The 16673-nt window shown below is 72.2% G+C and carries 14 protein-coding genes; 8 read left to right on the top strand and 6 right to left on the bottom strand.

Going from position 1 to position 16673, the window contains the following annotated elements; genetic code table 11:
* Window positions 1-7 precede the first annotated feature (7 nt).
* The 3 genes from Vse01_RS04280 (at window position 8) to Vse01_RS04270 (ending at window position 3383) form a co-directional block, all read left to right on the top strand.
* A complete protein-coding gene (locus Vse01_RS04280) occupies window positions 8-676 on the top strand; it encodes a response regulator transcription factor (RefSeq protein WP_007072219.1) in 669 nt (222 codons plus the stop codon).
* A 162-nt stretch (window positions 677-838) separates the two neighbouring features.
* The gene (locus Vse01_RS04275; RefSeq protein ID WP_093401205.1) at window positions 839-1648 is read left to right on the top strand and encodes an SAM-dependent methyltransferase; all 810 of its coding nucleotides are present in this window, start codon (window positions 839-841) and stop codon (window positions 1646-1648) included.
* Between the two features lie 79 nt (window positions 1649-1727).
* A complete protein-coding gene (locus Vse01_RS04270; RefSeq protein ID WP_093401567.1) occupies window positions 1728-3383 on the top strand; it encodes a putative bifunctional diguanylate cyclase/phosphodiesterase in 1656 nt (551 codons plus the stop codon).
* Window positions 3384-3404: 21 nt separating this feature from the next.
* Here the strand turns inward: Vse01_RS04270 and Vse01_RS04265 are convergent, their stop codons facing one another.
* The 3 genes from Vse01_RS04265 to Vse01_RS04255 form a co-directional block, all read right to left on the bottom strand.
* Entirely contained in the window at window positions 3405-4535 is a 1131-nt protein-coding gene (locus tag Vse01_RS04265; RefSeq protein WP_093401206.1) for a glycosyltransferase family 4 protein, read from the bottom strand.
* Window positions 4536-4549: 14 nt separating this feature from the next.
* A complete protein-coding gene (locus Vse01_RS04260) occupies window positions 4550-5809 on the bottom strand; it encodes a M48 family metallopeptidase (RefSeq protein WP_093401207.1) in 1260 nt (419 codons plus the stop codon).
* 180 nt (window positions 5810-5989) lie between these two features.
* A complete protein-coding gene (locus Vse01_RS04255; RefSeq protein ID WP_093401208.1) occupies window positions 5990-7423 on the bottom strand; it encodes an NYN domain-containing protein in 1434 nt (477 codons plus the stop codon).
* A 128-nt stretch (window positions 7424-7551) separates the two neighbouring features.
* Here Vse01_RS04255 and Vse01_RS04250 point away from each other — a divergent pair, with 128 nt between their 5' ends.
* The 5 genes from Vse01_RS04250 to Vse01_RS04230 all read left to right on the top strand — a co-directional run bounded on the left by Vse01_RS04250 (window position 7552) and on the right by Vse01_RS04230 (window position 13066).
* On the top strand, window positions 7552-9306 hold the full coding sequence (locus Vse01_RS04250) for a DEDD exonuclease domain-containing protein (protein ID WP_093401209.1): 1755 nt from the start codon (window positions 7552-7554) through the stop codon (window positions 9304-9306).
* 129 nt (window positions 9307-9435) lie between these two features.
* A complete protein-coding gene (locus Vse01_RS04245) occupies window positions 9436-11223 on the top strand; it encodes a RelA/SpoT family protein (RefSeq protein ID WP_093401568.1) in 1788 nt (595 codons plus the stop codon).
* A gap of 74 nt (window positions 11224-11297) precedes the next feature.
* Window positions 11298-11840, top strand: coding sequence for an NUDIX hydrolase (locus Vse01_RS04240; RefSeq protein WP_093401210.1), 543 nt, complete (start codon window positions 11298-11300; stop codon window positions 11838-11840).
* The gene (locus Vse01_RS04235; RefSeq protein WP_093401211.1) at window positions 11837-12724 is read left to right on the top strand and encodes a nucleotidyltransferase family protein; all 888 of its coding nucleotides are present in this window, start codon (window positions 11837-11839) and stop codon (window positions 12722-12724) included. Before Vse01_RS04240 ends, Vse01_RS04235 begins: the two co-directional genes overlap by 4 nt.
* Before the next feature lie 54 nt (window positions 12725-12778).
* Window positions 12779-13066 (top strand): Lrp/AsnC family transcriptional regulator, encoded by a 288-nt coding sequence (locus Vse01_RS04230; protein ID WP_093401212.1) that lies wholly within the window; start codon window positions 12779-12781, stop codon window positions 13064-13066.
* A 48-nt stretch (window positions 13067-13114) separates the two neighbouring features.
* On the opposite strand, the gene Vse01_RS04225 is transcribed toward Vse01_RS04230, so the two are convergent.
* From Vse01_RS04225 to qcrA, 3 genes are all read right to left on the bottom strand, one after another.
* Window positions 13115-13792 carry a DUF4142 domain-containing protein gene (locus Vse01_RS04225; RefSeq protein ID WP_093401213.1) on the bottom strand — a complete coding sequence of 226 codons (678 nt, stop codon included), beginning with the start codon at window positions 13790-13792 and terminating at the stop codon, window positions 13115-13117.
* A 168-nt stretch (window positions 13793-13960) separates the two neighbouring features.
* Window positions 13961-15580, bottom strand: a complete 1620-nt coding sequence (gene qcrB, locus Vse01_RS04220; protein ID WP_093401214.1) for a cytochrome bc1 complex cytochrome b subunit — start codon at window positions 15578-15580, stop codon at window positions 13961-13963.
* The gene (qcrA, locus tag Vse01_RS04215) at window positions 15577-16662 is read right to left on the bottom strand and encodes a cytochrome bc1 complex Rieske iron-sulfur subunit (protein ID WP_093401215.1); all 1086 of its coding nucleotides are present in this window, start codon (window positions 16660-16662) and stop codon (window positions 15577-15579) included. Before qcrA ends, qcrB begins: the two co-directional genes overlap by 4 nt.
* Window positions 16663-16673: the final 11 nt, after the last annotated feature.

The raw sequence follows: 16673 nt of genomic DNA, 5'->3' as shown, positions 1-16673 counted from the left end.
GCCGAGGATGACCACAAGCCCGACACCGGCAACCCGTACCAAGGTCCTCCTTGTCGACGATCACGATTTGATCCGCAAGGGCCTGCGGCACGCCTTCGAGCGCGACCGGCAGTTCGAGGTCGTCGGCGAGGCGGCCACGGCGGCGGAGGGCGTCCGGCAGGCCGGTGCCCTGCAGCCGGACGTGGTGATCATGGATCTGCGGCTGCCCGACGGCAGTGGCCTGGAGGCCACCCGGGCGCTACGCAAGTCCAGTGCGTCGATGGGCATCGTGGTGCTCACCATGTACGCCGGCGACGACCAGCTCTTCGGTGCCCTGGAGGCCGGCGCCAGCGCGTTCGTGCCGAAGACCGCGCCGGCCGACGAGGTGGTCGCCGCCGCCCGGCACGCCGCCTCCTCCCCCAGCGCCTTCACCGCCGCCGACCTGGCCGAGGCGATGAAGCGTCGACTCGCCCCGTCCGGGCCGCAGCTCTCCCCCCGCGAGGGACAGGTGCTGCGGCTGCTCGCCGACGGGATGAGCGTCGCCGGCATCGCCAAGCAGTTGTTCGTCAGCGAGTCGACAGCCAAGACCCACATCTCGAAGCTCTACGAGAAGCTCGGCGCGGCCAACCGGGCGCAGGCGCTGATGACCGCGCTGCGGCTCGGTCTGCTTGAGGCACCGGACGCGCCGAAGTTCTGACCGGCGCGGCACCGACGGGGATCCGTGTCCCGCCACGGCGGGGCACGGATCTTCGCATTCATCGCCCTCCGGCACGAACGGCTATGGCCTCCCTTGCGAAAGCGGGGCAGAATACCCGCCGGGGCGGCGTCGCCTCCGTGGGCGTGCGAAGGGGTGAGGGCATTGCAGCGGCCGGACTGGGCACCCGAGACAATCGATGTCGAACGTCCCAGCGTCGCCCGCATGTACGACTACTACCTCGGCGGCTCACACAATTTCGCCGTGGACCGGGCGACCGCCCGCGCGATGGTGGCGGCGGTGCCGCAGGCGCCGCTGATGGCCCAGGCCAACCGTGCTTTCCTGCGCCGGGCCGTGCAGTTCCTCACCGACGCCGGCATCCGGCAGTTCCTGGACATCGGCTCCGGCATCCCCACGGTGGGCAACGTGCACGAGATCGCGCAGTTGCACGCCCCCGACTCGCGGGTGGTCTACGTCGATGTCGACCCGGTCGCCGTGGCGCACAGTCGGGAGATCCTGGCCGGCAACGACCGCACGGCGGTCATCCAGGAGGATCTGCGCCAGCCCGACCGGATCCTGGCCCACCCCGACGTCCGCGCGATGCTCGACTTCTCCCAGCCGATGGCCGTGCTGGTGGTGGCGGTGCTGCACTTCGTCTCCGACGACGACCGGCCGGCCGAGGTGCTGCGGACCCTGCGGGCGGCACTGGCTCCCGGCAGCTACCTGGTCCTGTCCCAGGCCAGCGACGACGGCCGGGACGAAGCCGAGCGGGCCGAGGCCGAGGAGGTCTACCGGCGCACCGACAGCCCGCTGTGGGTACGCAGCCGGGCCGAGCTGACCGGGTTCTTCGACGGCTTCGAGCTGGTCGAGCCCGGCGTGGTGTGGGTGCCGCAGTGGCGTCCGGAAACCCCGGAGAGCGCCGAGGACGCCGAACGGGCGGTGTTCCTCGGCGGGGTCGGGCGCCTCGGTGGGTGAGCCGCCGGACGGCCAGCCCTGCGCCGGCGTGTTCGCCCGCGCCTGGGCGAAGGCGGTAGCGGGCACCAGCTATCTGCCGATGACCCACGCCCAACTGGAGCTGCTGCTGCAACGGCTCACCGACCTGCTGGCCGAGGCGCTGCGGGCGGAGCCGCTCGACCTGCGGGTGGGGCACAAGGTCGCCGACGAGTTGGTAGCCGCGCACATCGTCTCCGCCGAGGCGCTCGGCCGGACCGTGGAGGTGATCCAGCTTCGGCTGGTCCGCGACCTCGACCTGGTCTCCGACGACATCGAGGACCGGATGGCCCGGCTGCTGGGCGCGGTCGCCACCGGATACGCCCGGGCGCTGCGTGACCGGACCCTGGACGAGCAGGAGTCCATCCGGCGGGCCGCGATGACCGCCCGCGTCGAGGCGGAGCAGGCCCTGCGGGCCAGCGAGGCCCGCTTCCGGCATCAGGCCAACCACGACCCGTTGACCGACCTGCCGAATCGCACGCTCTTCGCCGAACGCCTCGCCGCCGCCGTCGACGGATCGGCCGGCAGCGGCCGCCGGGTCGGGCTCTGCTTTCTCGACCTGGACCGGTTCAAGCGGGTCAACGACTCGTTCGGGCACCAGATCGGCGACCGGGCCCTGGTGGCGGCGGCGCAGCGCCTGCGGCGGGCGGTCGAGCCGCACCTGGTCGCACGGCTCGGCGGGGACGCCTTCGTCGTCCTCGTCGAACGCTCCACCGGCACCGGTGACGTGGTCGCCGTCGCCGAGGCGGCGCTGGCCGCGCTCTCCGAGCCGGTGGTGGTCGACGGGCATGACGTGACGGTCACGGCGAGCGTGGGCATCGTGGAGCGGCGGGTCGCGGGCACCTCTCCGGACGACCTGATGCGTGCCGCCGGCAGCACCCTGCACTGGGCCAAGTCGGCTGGCGGCGCGGGGTGGGCGCTGTACGACGCGGAGCGCGACGGGCGGGAACAGGCCCGTCAGGAGCTGAGCGCGGCCATCCCGGCGGGCCTGGAACGGGGTGAGTTCTTCCTCGACTACCAACCGTTGACCTCGTTGCACGACGGCTCGCTGCTGGGGGTGGAGGCGCTGGTCCGGTGGCGTCACCCACGGCTCGGGGTGCTGCGGCCGGACAAGTTCATCGGTCTGGCCGAAGAGACCGGGTTGATCGTGCAGCTCGGCGGGTGGGTGCTCGCCGAGGCGTGCCGCGAGGCGGTCGGTTGGACGTCCACCTCGGGCCAGCCGCCGTACGTCAGCGTCAACCTGGCGGTCCGTCAGGTCCGCCGCCCCGGTCTGGTGCAGGAGGTGCGGTCCCTGCTGCGGCGTACCGGCCTGCCGCCGAACCGGCTCCAGCTGGAGATCACCGAAAGCACGATGATGACCACCTCCGAGGAGCCGGTACGCGCCCTTCGTGCCCTCGCCGACCTGGGCATCCGGATCGCCATCGACGACTTCGGTACCGGCTACAGCAACCTGGCCTACCTGCGGGATCTGCCGGTGACCGAGTTGAAGGTGGCCGGTGAGTTCGTTCGCGGCCTACGCACTCCGGAGGCCCTCGCCGACGAGCGGATCCTCGCCTCGCTGGTGTCGCTGGCGCACGCGCTGGACCTGACGGTCACCGCGGAAGGGGTGGAGACCGGCGGACAGGCCGAACGGTTGCGGGCGATCGGCTGCGACGCCGGTCAGGGCTGGCACTTCGGCCGCCCCGCCTCCCCCGATCACATTCTCGCCCGCATCCGCTGAGCCCGCCTCCGGTGGCCGGTCTCAGCCGGCGAGCAGCGTGGACAGGCGTCGCGCCTGCGTCTCCCAGCGCCACTCCCGCTCCACCCAGGCCCGGCCGGCGGCGCCGAACTGCCGGGCCAGGTCCCGGTCGGCCAGCAGGGTGGCCACCCGGTCGGCGAGTTCGGCGAGATCCCGACCGTCCACCACGTAGCCCGTCTCGCCCTCGCGTACCGCGTCCGGGGCACCGCCGGAGTTGCCGGCCACCACCGGCAGGCCGGTCGCCGACGCCTCCAGGTAGACGATGCCGAGACCTTCGACGTCCAGTCCCCGGTTGCGGGTGCGGCACGGCATGGCGTACACGTCGCCGGCCGCGTAGTGGGCGGGCAGTTCGGCCGAGGGCACCGAACCGGTGAAGACCACGTCCCGCTCCACCCCCGACTGGCGGGCCAGCCGGGCCAGCGTGGTCCGGTACGGCCCGCCGCCGACCACCAGCAGCGCGGCGTCGGGCACCCGGCGGCGGATCAGCGGCATCGCCCGGATCAGCATGTCCTGGCCCTTGCGGGGCACCAGCCGGGACACGCAGACCACCACCGGCCGGTCGGCCAGGCCGAGCCGGTGCCGCACCGCGCCGCCGTCGACGGACGGATGGTAGACGTCGGTGTCCACGCCGGGCGCGAGCCGGCGCAGCTCGGTCAGGCCGTCCAGCGCCCGAGCCAGCCGGGTGCGGGTGTACTCCCCCAGGTAGGTGACCACGTCGGTGTCCCGACCGATGCGTCGCAGCGCCGTCCGGGCCATCGGCAGCGCCGCCCAGCCGACCTCGTGGCCGTGGGTCAGGGCGACCACCCGCCGGATCCCGGCCCGCCGACGCAGCCCGGCGGCGAGCAGGCCGAGCGGAGCCGCCGCGCCGAACCAGACCGTGTCGCATCCGTACGACCGGGCCAGCCGGGCGGCCCGGCGGGCCACCAGCGGGGTGGGCAGCAGCACCTTGGTGCGCTCCCGCACCACCTCGAACGGTTGGTCGGCGTCGAACTTGTCCGCGCCGGCCCAGCGCGACGCGTACACCACCACCGAACCGGCCGGCTGACGCACCGCGAGGTTGTGCACGAACGACTGGATACCGCCCGGCCGGGGCGGAAAATCGTTCGTGACAAGCAACGTGCGGTGATGATTCACTCGCTGACGCTCGCTCACCGGCCAACCTTTCGGGCGTACGCGCGGGCGGCGGCGATCCGCTCCACGGTGGACGGGTGCGACGCCGAGTAGAGGTACTCCCAGCGGGGCGGGTCGGGGTCGGAGAGGTTGACCGCGGACAGCCGCCGCTGCATCGACTCGAATGCCACCGGGTCGCCGGTCAACGCCAGCGCGTGCGCGTCGGCGCGGGCCTCGATCCGCCGCGACATCAGCGACTGCACCGGGGTGAAGACCAGCCCGGCCACCGTCACCAGGGCGAGCAGCAGTGGAAACGCGCGGGGTTCAGCCGCCGAGTCGACACCGGCCAGGCGCAGCAGCGGGGGCCAGGAGCCGATCAGGTAGAGCGCCACCACCGCGGCGGCGGCGCCGAGCGCGCCGGTGAGGGTGCCCACCGATACGTCCCGGTCCCGGGCGTGGCCGAGTTCGTGCGCCACCACCGCTGTCACCTCGGCCGGCGTCGCCTCGCGCAGCAGGTTGTCGTACACCACCACCCGGCGGGTCGGCCCCAAGCCGGAGACGTACGCGTTGACCGCCCGGGTGCGCCGGGAGGCGTCGGCGACCAGCACGTCGCGCACCGGCACTCCGTCGCGTTCGGCCAACTCCATGAGCTGGCTGCGCAACGGCGAGGGTTCCATCGGGCTGAACCTGTTGAAGACCGGCTCGACCAGCACCGGCAGCACGAAGGAGAGCAGCACCACCAGGGTGGCGGCGCCGGCCGCGCCGAACGCCCACCACCAGCGCGGGGCGAGTCGGATGACGGTGTAGAAGCCGAGCAGGGCCACCGCGCCGATGACGGCACTTACCGCGTACGACTTGAGCAGGTCCACCGCCCAGCCGCCCCAACCGTTGGTGGCCAGCCCGTAGCGGGTGAGCACGCTGTGCCGCCAGGCCGCGAACGGCAGCGTCACCAGGTCGGCGACCAGCACCACGGCCAGACCGCCGAGGATCGCCTGCGCGATCCAGTGCCCGCCGAAGGGGCGCCCGGCCAACTCGACCAGGCGACTGCCCAGCGGGGTCAACCCGAGCGCGAGTGCCACCAGCAGGCCGACGCCGAGGGCCGCCCAGCCGCCGGGACGCAACGCGGATCGGAACTGCCGGGCGTGCTCCACCTGCCCGGTCGGCAGGTCACGCAGGGCGGCGAGCTGGTCTGCCCGGGGAGCCGGTGGGCGCTGCCACGGGACCAGCACCAGTGCCGCCACGACCAGCGCGACGCCCAGCCCGGCCAGGGTCAGCACTGCCCACCCCCGCGGGCTCACCGCGACGCTCCGTCCGGCACCGGCGACCCGCCGCAGCGAACGCGAACCGACCCGTCGCCCCCCGTGCGCCTCATACCGCCGCTCCTGTCGCCATGGGCGCCCATCCTATGTCCCGGCGGGTGCCCGCCCCGCGCCCGTCGACCCACCCGCACGGCCGGCCCAGGACCGGCGCAGTCGGGCTCAGGACCGCGAGAGCCGACGCACCAGCGAGTCCGCCCCCAGCGGGTACGCCCCGTGCCGGCGTACCCCGTCGGCGACCTCACGATCGGAGGACACCACCACCACGGGGCGGCCGGGCGGTTCGGCACGGACCAGTCGGCGGATCAACTCGTCGGCGGTCTCACCCTTGCGGGAGAACAGCACCCGTACGCCGCGCGGGGCAGGCGGCAGGCCGTGCACTCGTTCGGCGCCGTCGAAGACCACGGTGACCTCGTCACCGGTCTGCGCGGCGATCCCGCCGAGGCCGGTGACCAGCCGCTTGCGCTGCTGTTCCAGCGACATCTCGCCGAAGCCACGCTTGGTCACGTTGTAGCCGTCGACCACGAGGTGCGCCCGGGGCAGGGCCAGCAGTTGATCCAGCCGGGCCGGGTCGTCGGTGTCCTGGGCTCGGGCCGCGGCAGCGGTGGCGCCCGGAGAATCAGCGAAGGAGTCGGCCACGAAGTCGGCGGGCAGCCGGTCGACCGGGTCCAGGGCCAGCTCCCGACGCAGCCCGAGGGCGGCCTGACCGATCGTCTCCAGCAGCAGCCACAGTCGTGCGTCGTCGACCGAGCGGGCCTCCTTGGCGCTGCTGCGGGCCGCTCCGGCTGCCGCCTCCGCCTCGGCCAGCCGGGCTCGGGCGCGACGCAGTTCGGCGTCCGCGTCGGCGGCGGCCCGCGTGGCCCGGCCCCGCTCGGTGGCCAGCAGCTCGTTCGCCCGGCGCTCGCGGGCCTGGCTCTCCCGGAGCGTACGGGCCAACTGCCGGGCCTCCTCACGCAGCTGGCCCAGCTCCTCGCGCACCCGGGCCAACTCGTCGCGGAGCTTGTCCGCCTCCACCCGGGCCACCGCCCGGTCATGGTCGGCCCGGGTGGCCCGCTGCTCGGCCTGCCGAACCAGTTCGGCCACCACCGCGGTGTCCGCCTCGGCGCGGACCGCCGCCCCGCTGGCGTCGATCAGCTCCCGCCAGCCGCGCGGGCGGGCCAGGTAGGCCAGGGCGGCCACCTCGACCGGGTCGGCGGCGGCGGGGGCGGTGCCCTCCACCACTGCCGTACCCAGGTCACCGGCATCGGTCAGGACCCGGGCGGTGACCCGCTGCCGGAACAGTGGATCGGCGGCGAGTTGAGCGGCGATCATCGGCGCACCGAGCCGGGCGCGTCGGTTCGGGGCGAACTTGGCGACCCGGCGCAGCGGCACGGGCACCTCGTCGGCGGGCAGACCGGGCAGCACCGCGGCGGTGAGCGAGATGATTCGCTGTCGCACCGGCTCGGGCAGGCTCGGCTCCGGCTCCGGCTGCCCCGGCTCCACCGACCCGGAATCCGTCACTGCCGGGGCGTCGGTGGCGTCCTCACCGGTCGCAGGAACCGCGACGACCTGCTCCTCCTGCGGGAGGTTGTCGTCGTGCGGCTCGGTGAGGGGCATGTGGCAAGTCTCCCACCGCGACCGGGCCCACCGCCCGGTGAGTGAGCCGATCTCTCATCCTAGACCCGGGAGTTGCCGGTGGGACGGATGGGGCGCGAGTGTCGGACCGGACCGTTACGGTGCCGCGGATGGCAGCACAGGAGTTCCTGCAACCGGCGCTGGCCGGGCTCGATCCGACCGTCGGCGGTGTCGACCCGGCGCTGCCGCTGTACGCGACGACATTCGTGGTGGTCGACCTGGAGACCACCGGCGGGGCTCCCGACGGTGGCGGCATCACCGAGATCGGCGCGGTCAAGGTGCGCGGCGGTGAGGAGTTGGGGGTGCTGGCCACCCTGGTCAATCCCGGGGTGCCGATTCCACCGTTCATCACCGTGCTGACCGGCATCACCCAGGCGATGCTGCTGCCGGCACCACCGATCGAGCAGGTGCTGCCGAGCTTCCTGGAGTTCGTCTCGGATGCCGTGCTGGTCGCCCACAACGCGCCCTACGACGTCGGCTTTCTGAAGGCGGCCTGCGCGAAGCACGGCTACCGCTGGCCGAACCCGCGGGTGCTGGACACCGCGGCGCTGGCTCGGCGGGTGCTGCTGCGTGACGAGGTGCCCAACCGCAAGCTCGGCACCCTCGCCGCGTACTTCCGCGCCGCCACGCAGCCGACCCACCGAGCCCTGGACGACGCCCGGGCCACCGTCGACGTGCTGCACGGGCTCATCGGACGCCTCGGCGGGCACCGGGTCGACACCATCGGCGACGCCATCGAGTTCGCCCGCGCGGTCACCCCGACCCAGCGGCGCAAGCGGCACCTGGCCGACGGCCTGCCCCGCTCCCCCGGGGTCTACATCTTCCGGGCCGCCGACGACCGACCGCTCTACGTCGGCACCTCCCGGGACATCGCCACCCGGGTGCGCAGCTACTTTACCGCCGCGGAGAAACGCGCCCGGATCTCGGAGATGCTGGCCGCCGCCGAACGGGTCGAGGCGGTGGAGTGCGCACATTCGCTGGAGGCCGAGGTGCGGGAGCTGCGGCTGATCGCGGCGCACGCGCCGCCGTACAACCGCCGGTCGAAGTACCCGGAGCGGGTGGTCTGGTTGAAGCTGACCGACGGGCCGTACCCCCGGTTGTCGGTGGTCCGGGAGATCTCCCCGGGCGACCGCGCCTACCTCGGCCCGTTCACCTCGCGACGCGCCGCCGAGCTGGCCGCCGCCGGCTTCCACGACGCGGTCCCGCTGCGGCAGTGCACCCACCGGCTGTCGCTGCGCACCGTCACGCCGGCCTGCGCGCTGGCCGAGCTGGGTCGCTGCCCGGCACCCTGCGAGCATCGGATCTCTCCCGAGGAGTACGACGCCCAGGCGGTCACGCCGTTCGCCACCGCCACCACCGGCGATCCGCAGCCGGTGGTGGACGCCCTGCTCGCCCGGATCGAGGCACTCTCGGCCGGCCAGCGCTACGAGGACGCGGCCGTGCTGCGCTCCCGCCTCGCCGCGGTGCTGCGGGCCGCCGTACGCATGCAGCGCCTCGCCGCGTTGAGTGGGCTCGCCGAGGTGGCTGCCGCTCACCCGGCGGCCGGCGGCGGCTGGGAGCTGGCGCTGATCCGGCACGGGCGGCTCGCCGGTGCCGGGGTGTCCCCGCCCGGCGTCCACCCTCGACCGACATTGGCCACCATCCGAGCCACGGCCGAGACGGTGCCACCCGGGCACGGTCCGGTACCGGCCGCCAGTCCGGAGGAGTCCGAGCGGATCCTGTCCTGGTTGGAGCGACCGGAGACCCGGCTGGTCGAGATGTCAGCCGGTTGGTCCTCCCCGGTGGCCGGGGCGGCACGGTTCCGGGACCTGTTGACCAAGGCCGAGAACGCGGCGTCCCGGCAACTCTGGTCCGAACGCTCATGAGCAACTGTCCGATCGGACTACGTCGACTCACTTACTCTGTTAAGGAAGTGCAGTCCTGCCCGTTTCGAGGGTCTGCTCCCGCTTGCCGGATTCCGGTGGTGGTGCAGCAGGCGTGAGGGGGTGTCCCAGGTGGACGTCAACGCCGGACACGGCGGCGCCCTGGGCGGTGCGCTCCCGACACAGCCCGGCGAGCTGCCCCTGACCAGACGACTCCGTTCGCTGCTGACCTGGCCGAGCGCCGAGACCGAACCGGTCGGCCAGCTGGTACGCACCCACCGCGCCATTCACGCCGGCGCCGACCCGGCGGTGCTGCGCCGCGCCTACACCATCGCGGACAACATGCACCGCGGCCAGTTCCGCAAGAGCGGGGAACCGTTCATCACCCATCCGCTGGCGGTCGCCCAGATCTGCGCGGAGCTGGGTATGGACACCACCACCCTGGTCGCAGCCCTGCTGCACGACACGGTGGAGGACACCCGCTACACGTTGCAGGCCCTCGCTGAGGACTTCGGCCACGAGGTCGCCCACCTGGTCGACGGGGTGACCAAGTTCGACAAGGCGTTCTACGGGCAGGCCGCCGAGGCGGAGACCATCCGCAAGATGATCGTCGCGGCCGGCAAGGACGTCCGGGTGCTGATCATCAAACTCGCCGACCGACTGCACAACATGCGCACTCTCGGCGTACGCTCGGCCGCCTCCCGCGAGCGGATCGCCCGCAAGACCCAGGAGGTGCTGGTACCGCTCTGCGACCGGCTGGGTATCCAGACCCTCAAGCGGGAACTGGACGACGTGGTGCTGCTGCACCTCGAACCGGACGAGCACGCCCGCATCGCGCGGCACGTACACGACCGGCCCGGCTGGGACAGCTACCTCGCCGAGGTGGTCGCGCAGGCCAGGGTGGCGCTGCGGCGCAGCCGGGTCGACGCCGAGGTGGCCCCGCGACCCCGGCACCTCTACTCGATCTGGAAGGACACCGTGGCCGGCGGCCACGCCGCCCCGTTCGACCTGCCCCGGATCACCATCGTGGTGGACGGCCCGGCGACCGACTGTTACGCCGCACTCGGCGCCGTGCACGGCGTCTGGCGGCCGGTGCCGGGCCGGTTCAAGGACTTCATCGCCTCGCCGAAGAACAACCTCTACCGATCCCTGCACACCAGCGTCTGCGGGCCGAAGAACCGCACGGTCGAGGTGCTGATCCGCACCACGGAGATGCACCGGGCGGCCGAGTACGGGGTGGCCGCCGACTTCCGCTTCCCCCGCTCCGGCGGGACGACGGCCCGCCCGGGGCAGCTCGACTGGCTGCGCCGGGTGTTGGACTGGGAGCAGGATGCGGCCGACCCGGCCCAGTTCCTCCACTCGCTTCGTTGCGACCTGTCCGAGGCGCAGATCCAGGTGGTCGCCGAGGGGCGGCAGATCGTGCTGCCCGCCGGTGCCACCCCGGTCGACCTGGCGTACGAGCTGGGCACGGACCGGGGGGAACGGTGCCTGGCGGCCCGGGTCAACGGTCGGCTGGTCCCGCTCTCCTCCGAGCTTGAGGAGGGTGACGTGGTGGAGATCTTCACCGAGACCGACGAGGAGAGCAGCCTCGACGCCGAGGTGGCTCCCCGGGGGCCGCGTCGCGAGTGGCTGGGGTTCGTCAAGTCGCCGCACGCACAGATGCAGATCAACAGGTGGTTCGCCGAGCACAGCGAGCCGGGCATCTCGATCAGCGACAAGGTACGCCTGGGCCGCGCCACCATCGGGCTGGCCCTGCGTCAGCACAACCGCGGGCTGGCCAGTGATCTGCCGCTGCTGCGGCTGTCGGAGGAACTCGGCTACCCGGATCTGGAAACCCTGCTGGTCGCGGTCTTCGACCGGGTCATCGAGCCGGACGCCGTGGTACGCCAACTAATCGATCTGGTCGACCACCGTCAGTGACCGCCCAGGCCGTACGCGGTACCCGGCGTGGTCCTCGTGGCGCGAGCACGCCTCACGGCCACTAGCCTGGAGCCATGATCCCCCGTACCCGCCGCACCGGGCGCGCCGTCGCGTACCAGGTCTTCTACCGGCTGCCGCTGCCGGTCCGACGTCGGCTGGTCCGGATGGCCGTACCCAAATACATCGTCGGCGCGGTCACTCTGCTCCGGGACAGTGAGGCCGAGGGTGCGGGACGGTTGCTGCTGCTGCGGCAACCACCGGGCCGCGGGTGGACCCTGCCGGCGGGGTTGCTGCAACGCGCCGAGCACCCGGCCGTCGGCGCCGCCCGGGAGCTGTACGAGGAGAGCGGTGTCCGCCTCTCCCCCACCCGACTCACCCCGGCGGTGCCCAACGCCATCGTGCACGCCAAGGGCTGGGTGGATGTGGTGTTCACCGCCGAGGTGCCCGCGTCCAGCACCGAGTTGACCGTGGACGGGGCCGAGGTCTTCGAGGCCGCCTGGCATCCGCTGGACGATTTGCCGAAGCTGACCTGGCCGACCGCCCGCCTGCTGGCGTACTACGACATCGGTCCGCTGGCCGGGCAGTTCCCACCGCCGCTGCCCGACACGACGCCATGACCCGGCCCGGGGGTGCCGAGAGCGACCGTCGGCCCACCGTTGCCTCCGCCGGCATCTGCGCGGTGGTACTCGCCGCCGGCGAGGGCACCCGGCTGCGCCCGCTCACCGAACGGGTACCCAAGGCGCTCTGCCCGGTGGGCAACGTGCCCCTGCTGGACCGGGCGCTCGCCCGGCTCACCGGTCTCGGCCTGAGCGGCCCGGCGGCGGTCGCGGTCAACGCCTGCTACCTGGGCGAACAGGTGGTGCAGCGGGTGGGTGCCCGGGCGCACCTCTCGGTGGAGCCGGGCAGTCCGCTCGGCACCGCGGGCGGGGTGGGACGGCTACGGGACTGGATCGACGGCCGGGGCGTGCTGGTCGGCAACGCCGACGCCTACCTGGCCGATCCGGCGGCACCGCCCGGCCCCGACATCACCACGCTGCTCGACGGTTGGGACGGCGAGTCGGTACGCCTGCTCGGCCAGCCGGCCGCAGACCCGGGCGCACCGGGCACCTTCGACGGGCACGTCTTCACCGGTTTCTCGCTGTTGCCGTGGCGGCTGGTCCGCGACCTGCCCGCCACCTTCGGCGACCTGGTACGCGCGGTGTGGCGCCCGGCCGAGGCGGCCGGCCGGCTGACCGTGGTCAGTTACCGGGGCACCTTCATCGACACCGGCACCCCGGCCGACTACCTCGCCGCGAACCTGCACGCCGCTGGTGACGGCGGCCTGATCGACCCGGCCGCCACGGTCACCGGCCCCTGCCATCGCTCCGTCGTGGGGGCGGGTGCCACCGTCCGGGGTGCGGTCAGCCGCAGCGTGATCTGGCCGAACGCCCTCGTCGGCGCCGACGAGCACCTGCACGACGTGATTCGCGTCGGTGCCGACCTGACCGTCCGGGCGGCTTGACCGGAGGCCGGGCCTTAGCATGAGCGACGACGCCGACGAACGGAGAACCCTCCAGTGATCACCGCGATCGTGCTGATCGACTGCGCCACCGACGCGATCCCCGAGGTGGCCGAGGCACTGGCGAACCTGCCGGGGGTGAGCGAGGTCTACTCGGTGGCCGGGCACGTCGACCTGATCGCCATGGTCCGGGTCCGCGAGTTCGACGAGATCGCCCAGATCATCGCGGGCAGCATCTCGAAGGTGCCGGGCGTGCTCAACACCGAGTCGCACATCGCCTTCCGCGCGTACTCGCGGCACGACCTGGAGGAAGCCTTCGCCATCGGGCTGGGCAGCACCGACTGAGCCGGTCCACCCCGCACGGGGTGGACCGGCTCGTCGCGTACCGCCGGGTCAGCTCTGCTGTGGCACCGGCGTCTCGGTGACGGTGCCACCCGGAACCGGGGCCTCCTCGGTGAAGGTCTCACCCGGAGTCGGCGTGGTGCCGCCCGGAGCCGGGACGGTGCCACCCGGGCTGGGCGTACCGCTCGGGCTGGTCTCCGGGACCGGGATGCCGAGTTCCTCGGCCAACATCACCAGGGCGTCGTAGTGCGCCTGCAGGACCGGCAGCGCGGTCTGCGCCAGCTGGACCACCTGCGGTTCGGTACCCTGCGAGATCTCCGTCTGGGTCGCCTGGATGGCCTGGACGTGGCCGGCCAGTTCCTGGGTCACCCAGAGCCGGTCGAACTCCTCACCGCTGGCGTTGTTGAGCTGGTCGAGACCGTCCTGCTGATCGGTGGTCGGCTCGCTAGGCAGCTCGACGTTTAGCTGTCCGGCCAGATCCTGCACCGACTGGTCCAGTTCGGTGTGGTCCGTGACGAACTGCTGCCCCAGCTCCTTGACCTGCTGGTTCTGGCCCTTCTCCTGGGCCAGCTCACCGGCGGCGATCTCGTACAGGTTCACCTGGTGGACCGCCTGCAGGTACTGGCTGTCCTGTTCCGACGGCTGCGCCGCCGCCTGTGCCGCCGCGGCGGGCGCGACGCCCACCAGCACCAGCGCGGCCAGCAGGCCGAGGCGTTTGATACCCAACATGCTTCCTCCCCGTTGAGACGTTGGACCGCACGGATACCCGGCTGGCCGGGGTTATTCCTGCGATCCGGCGACGACGGGAGGCGGCGACGACGTGTCCGGAAGAGGCGAAACGAACGCGGCGCCCGCCGGAACTGGTCCGGCGGGCGCCACGTCACGTTGCGACGGATCTCAGGAGCGGGTCTCCCCGCTGGTGATCTCCTCCCGCTCCGGGCGCGGCTCGACCGGCGGGTGCCCCGGCGAGACCGGAGCCTCGGCCGGGCGCTCGATCGGGTAGAAGAAACCGCGGATGGCCGGGCCGAGCGCACCGAGCCGGTTCATCTTCTTCGGCACCACCCAGCCGGCGTAATCCAGCTCGCCGTGCCCGTTGCCCGCACTGAGCGGCTGGTGCACCTCGACGAACCGCCCGTCCGGCAGCCGCCGGATGATGCCGGTCTCCACGCCGTGCGCGAGAACCTCCCGGTCGTGCTGCTGCAGGCCCAGACAGATCCGGTAGGTGACGTAGTACGCCAGCGGTGGAAGGAGCAGCAGACCGACCCGGCCGGCCCAGGTCATCGCGTTCAGGCTGATGTGGAACTTGTCGGCGATGACGTCGTTCGCGCCCGACAGCGTCAGGATCACGTAGAACGTGAGGGCCATGACGCCCAGACCGGTGCGGAACGGGACGTCGCGGGGACGCTGGAGCAGGTTGTGGCTGCGGTAGTCCTTCAGGTGGCGAGCCTCCATGAAGGGATAGAGCAGGGATATCGCCACCAGGATGCCGGGTAGCACCACCGTCGGCCAGAACAGCGGCGGGATCACGTATCCCTCGCCGATGGGTATGGTGATCTCCCAGTCCGGCATCAGGCGGGTCGAGCCGTCGAGGAACATGACGTACCAGTCCGGCTGGCTGGCCGCCGAGACCACCCACGCCTCGTACGGGCCGAACAGCCAGACCGGGTTGATCTGGAACAGACCGCCCATCAGCGCGATCACGCCGAAGACGACCATGAAGAAGCCGCCCTGCTTGATCGCGTAGCGCGGGAACATCCGCTCGCCGACCACGTTGCCGTTCGTCCGGCCCGGTCCCGGCCACTGGGTGTGCTTCTGCTTGAACACCAGGCCCAGGTGCACGGTGATCAACGCGACCAGTAGGCCGGGGATGAGCAGCACGTGGGCAATGAAGAACCGGCTGATGATGATCGTGCCGGGGAACTCGCCGTTGAAGACCGCCGCGGTCACCCAGGAGCCGATCACCGGGATGGAGAGCATGATCGCGGAAGCGATCCGCAGGCCAGTGCCGGACAGGCCGTCGTCCGGCAGCGAGTAGCCGGTGAAGCCGGCCAGGAAGCCGACCCAGAACAGCAGCGAGCCGATGATCCAGTTGGTCTCGCGCGGCTTGCGGAACGCGCCGGTGAAGAAGACCCGCAGCATGTGCACCACGATCGCGGCCATGAACAGCAGCGCCGCCCAGTGGTGCATCTGGCGCATGATCAGGCCGCCACGGACGTCGAAGGAGATGTCCAGCGTCGAGGCGTACGCGGCCGACATCGGCGTGCCCCGCAGCGGGGCGTAGCTGCCGTTGTAGATGACCTCGGTCATCGCCGGCTCGAAGAAGAAGGTCAGGAAGACACCGGTCAGCAGCAGGACGATGAACGAGAAGAGCGCGATCTCGCCGAGCAGGAAGGACCAGTGGTCGGGGAAGACCTTGTTGAGCAGTCGGCGCAGCGGAGTCGCCACCTGGAAGCGGTCGTCGACCGCTCGGGCGGTGTTGCCCGGCACTGCTGCCACGTCAAACTTTCGCCGCTTCACGGCCGCTCCCAGAAGTCGGGCCCGACGGGTTCAGTGTAGTCGGACGTAGCCACGAAGTAACCTTCGGCGTCCACCTCGATCGGCAGCTGCGGCAGCCGCCGGCTGGCCGGACCGAAGACGGGCTTGGCGTTGTCGGTGATCAGGAACTGCGACTGGTGGCACGGGCAGAGCAGCCGGTTGGTCTGCTGTTCGTACAGGCTCGCCGGGCAGCCGGCGTGCGTGCAGATCTTCGAGTACGCGGCGTAGTTGCCCCACATGTAGCCGCCGTGGCCCTCGCGCTCGTTGTTGCGGCGCGACGCCTCGGCGTCGTCCTCGCGCAGGTGGATCAGCAGGGTGGGCGAGTCCGCGTACCGGTTGCTGACCCCGTGCTCCACGCCCGGGAAGACGGTGATCTGACCACCGGCGCTGATGTCGGCCGGTCGGATGGGCCGGCCGTCCTCGCGGACCAGCCGGATCTTCTGACCGTCCCGGGGGGCGAACCCGGTGGTCATCATCTGGTCGTCCTTGTGCGGGTCGGAGATCAGCCCGCCGACCAGGGGCGCCGCGGCGACAGCGCCGACCGGCAGCAACCCGGCCAGCAGCGACACCCCGAGCAGCGGCCGACGCTTGACCCCCAGTTCGTCGGCCATGTACGCCATGGTCTCGCCGGTGATCCGCTGGTCCTCGGCGGGCACCGCGCCCTCGTGCCGGTCCTGGATCGACACCTCCTTGGGCAGCAGCTTCTTGCCCCAGGTGAGGATGCCGAAGCCGATGCCGAGCAGGGCGACGCCGAGGGTCACCCCGAGCAGCGGGGTGTAGAGCTTGTCGCCGCCGCGACCCGGCTCGTACTCCCACGGCCACCAGATGTAGATGGCCAGGAAGGCGGTCGCCGCCAGCCCGGTCAGCAGGAAGAAGCCCGCCACCGTGCGGACCAGCCGCCGTTCGGCCTTGGTCCCCGGTGCCACCTGCGGCTCGTAGTGGACGATCTCGATGTCGTCCCGCCGGGCACCCTCCCGGACGATGTCGAACCGACTCAGCCGGGGGTCGTTCACGTCGAGCGGCTCTCCGCCCGGCAGGGCCCGCTGCCCGGTCTGGCTGCTCATGGTCCCCCCGC

It is taken from the genome of Micromonospora sediminimaris (genome assembly GCF_016863575.1).
GTDB classification, from domain to species: Bacteria; Actinomycetota; Actinomycetes; order Mycobacteriales; family Micromonosporaceae; genus Micromonospora; species Micromonospora sediminimaris.
The sequence above is the reverse complement of the archived record's forward strand: the minus strand, read 5'-3'. Positions and strand labels throughout refer to the sequence as shown.

Coding starts and splice junctions, on each gene's coding strand:
- qcrA (WP_093401215.1), bottom strand. CDS start 16,662: ATGAGCAGCCAGACCGGGCAGCGGGCCCTGCCGGGCGGAGAGCCGCTC.
- Vse01_RS04270 (WP_093401567.1), top strand. CDS start 1,728: ATGACCCACGCCCAACTGGAGCTGCTGCTGCAACGGCTCACCGACCTG.
- Vse01_RS04240 (WP_093401210.1), top strand. CDS start 11,298: ATGATCCCCCGTACCCGCCGCACCGGGCGCGCCGTCGCGTACCAGGTC.
- Vse01_RS04235 (WP_093401211.1), top strand. CDS start 11,837: ATGACCCGGCCCGGGGGTGCCGAGAGCGACCGTCGGCCCACCGTTGCC.
- Vse01_RS04280 (WP_007072219.1), top strand. CDS start 8: ATGACCACAAGCCCGACACCGGCAACCCGTACCAAGGTCCTCCTTGTC.
- Vse01_RS04225 (WP_093401213.1), bottom strand. CDS start 13,792: ATGTTGGGTATCAAACGCCTCGGCCTGCTGGCCGCGCTGGTGCTGGTG.
- Vse01_RS04255 (WP_093401208.1), bottom strand. CDS start 7,423: ATGCCCCTCACCGAGCCGCACGACGACAACCTCCCGCAGGAGGAGCAG.
- Vse01_RS04250 (WP_093401209.1), top strand. CDS start 7,552: ATGGCAGCACAGGAGTTCCTGCAACCGGCGCTGGCCGGGCTCGATCCG.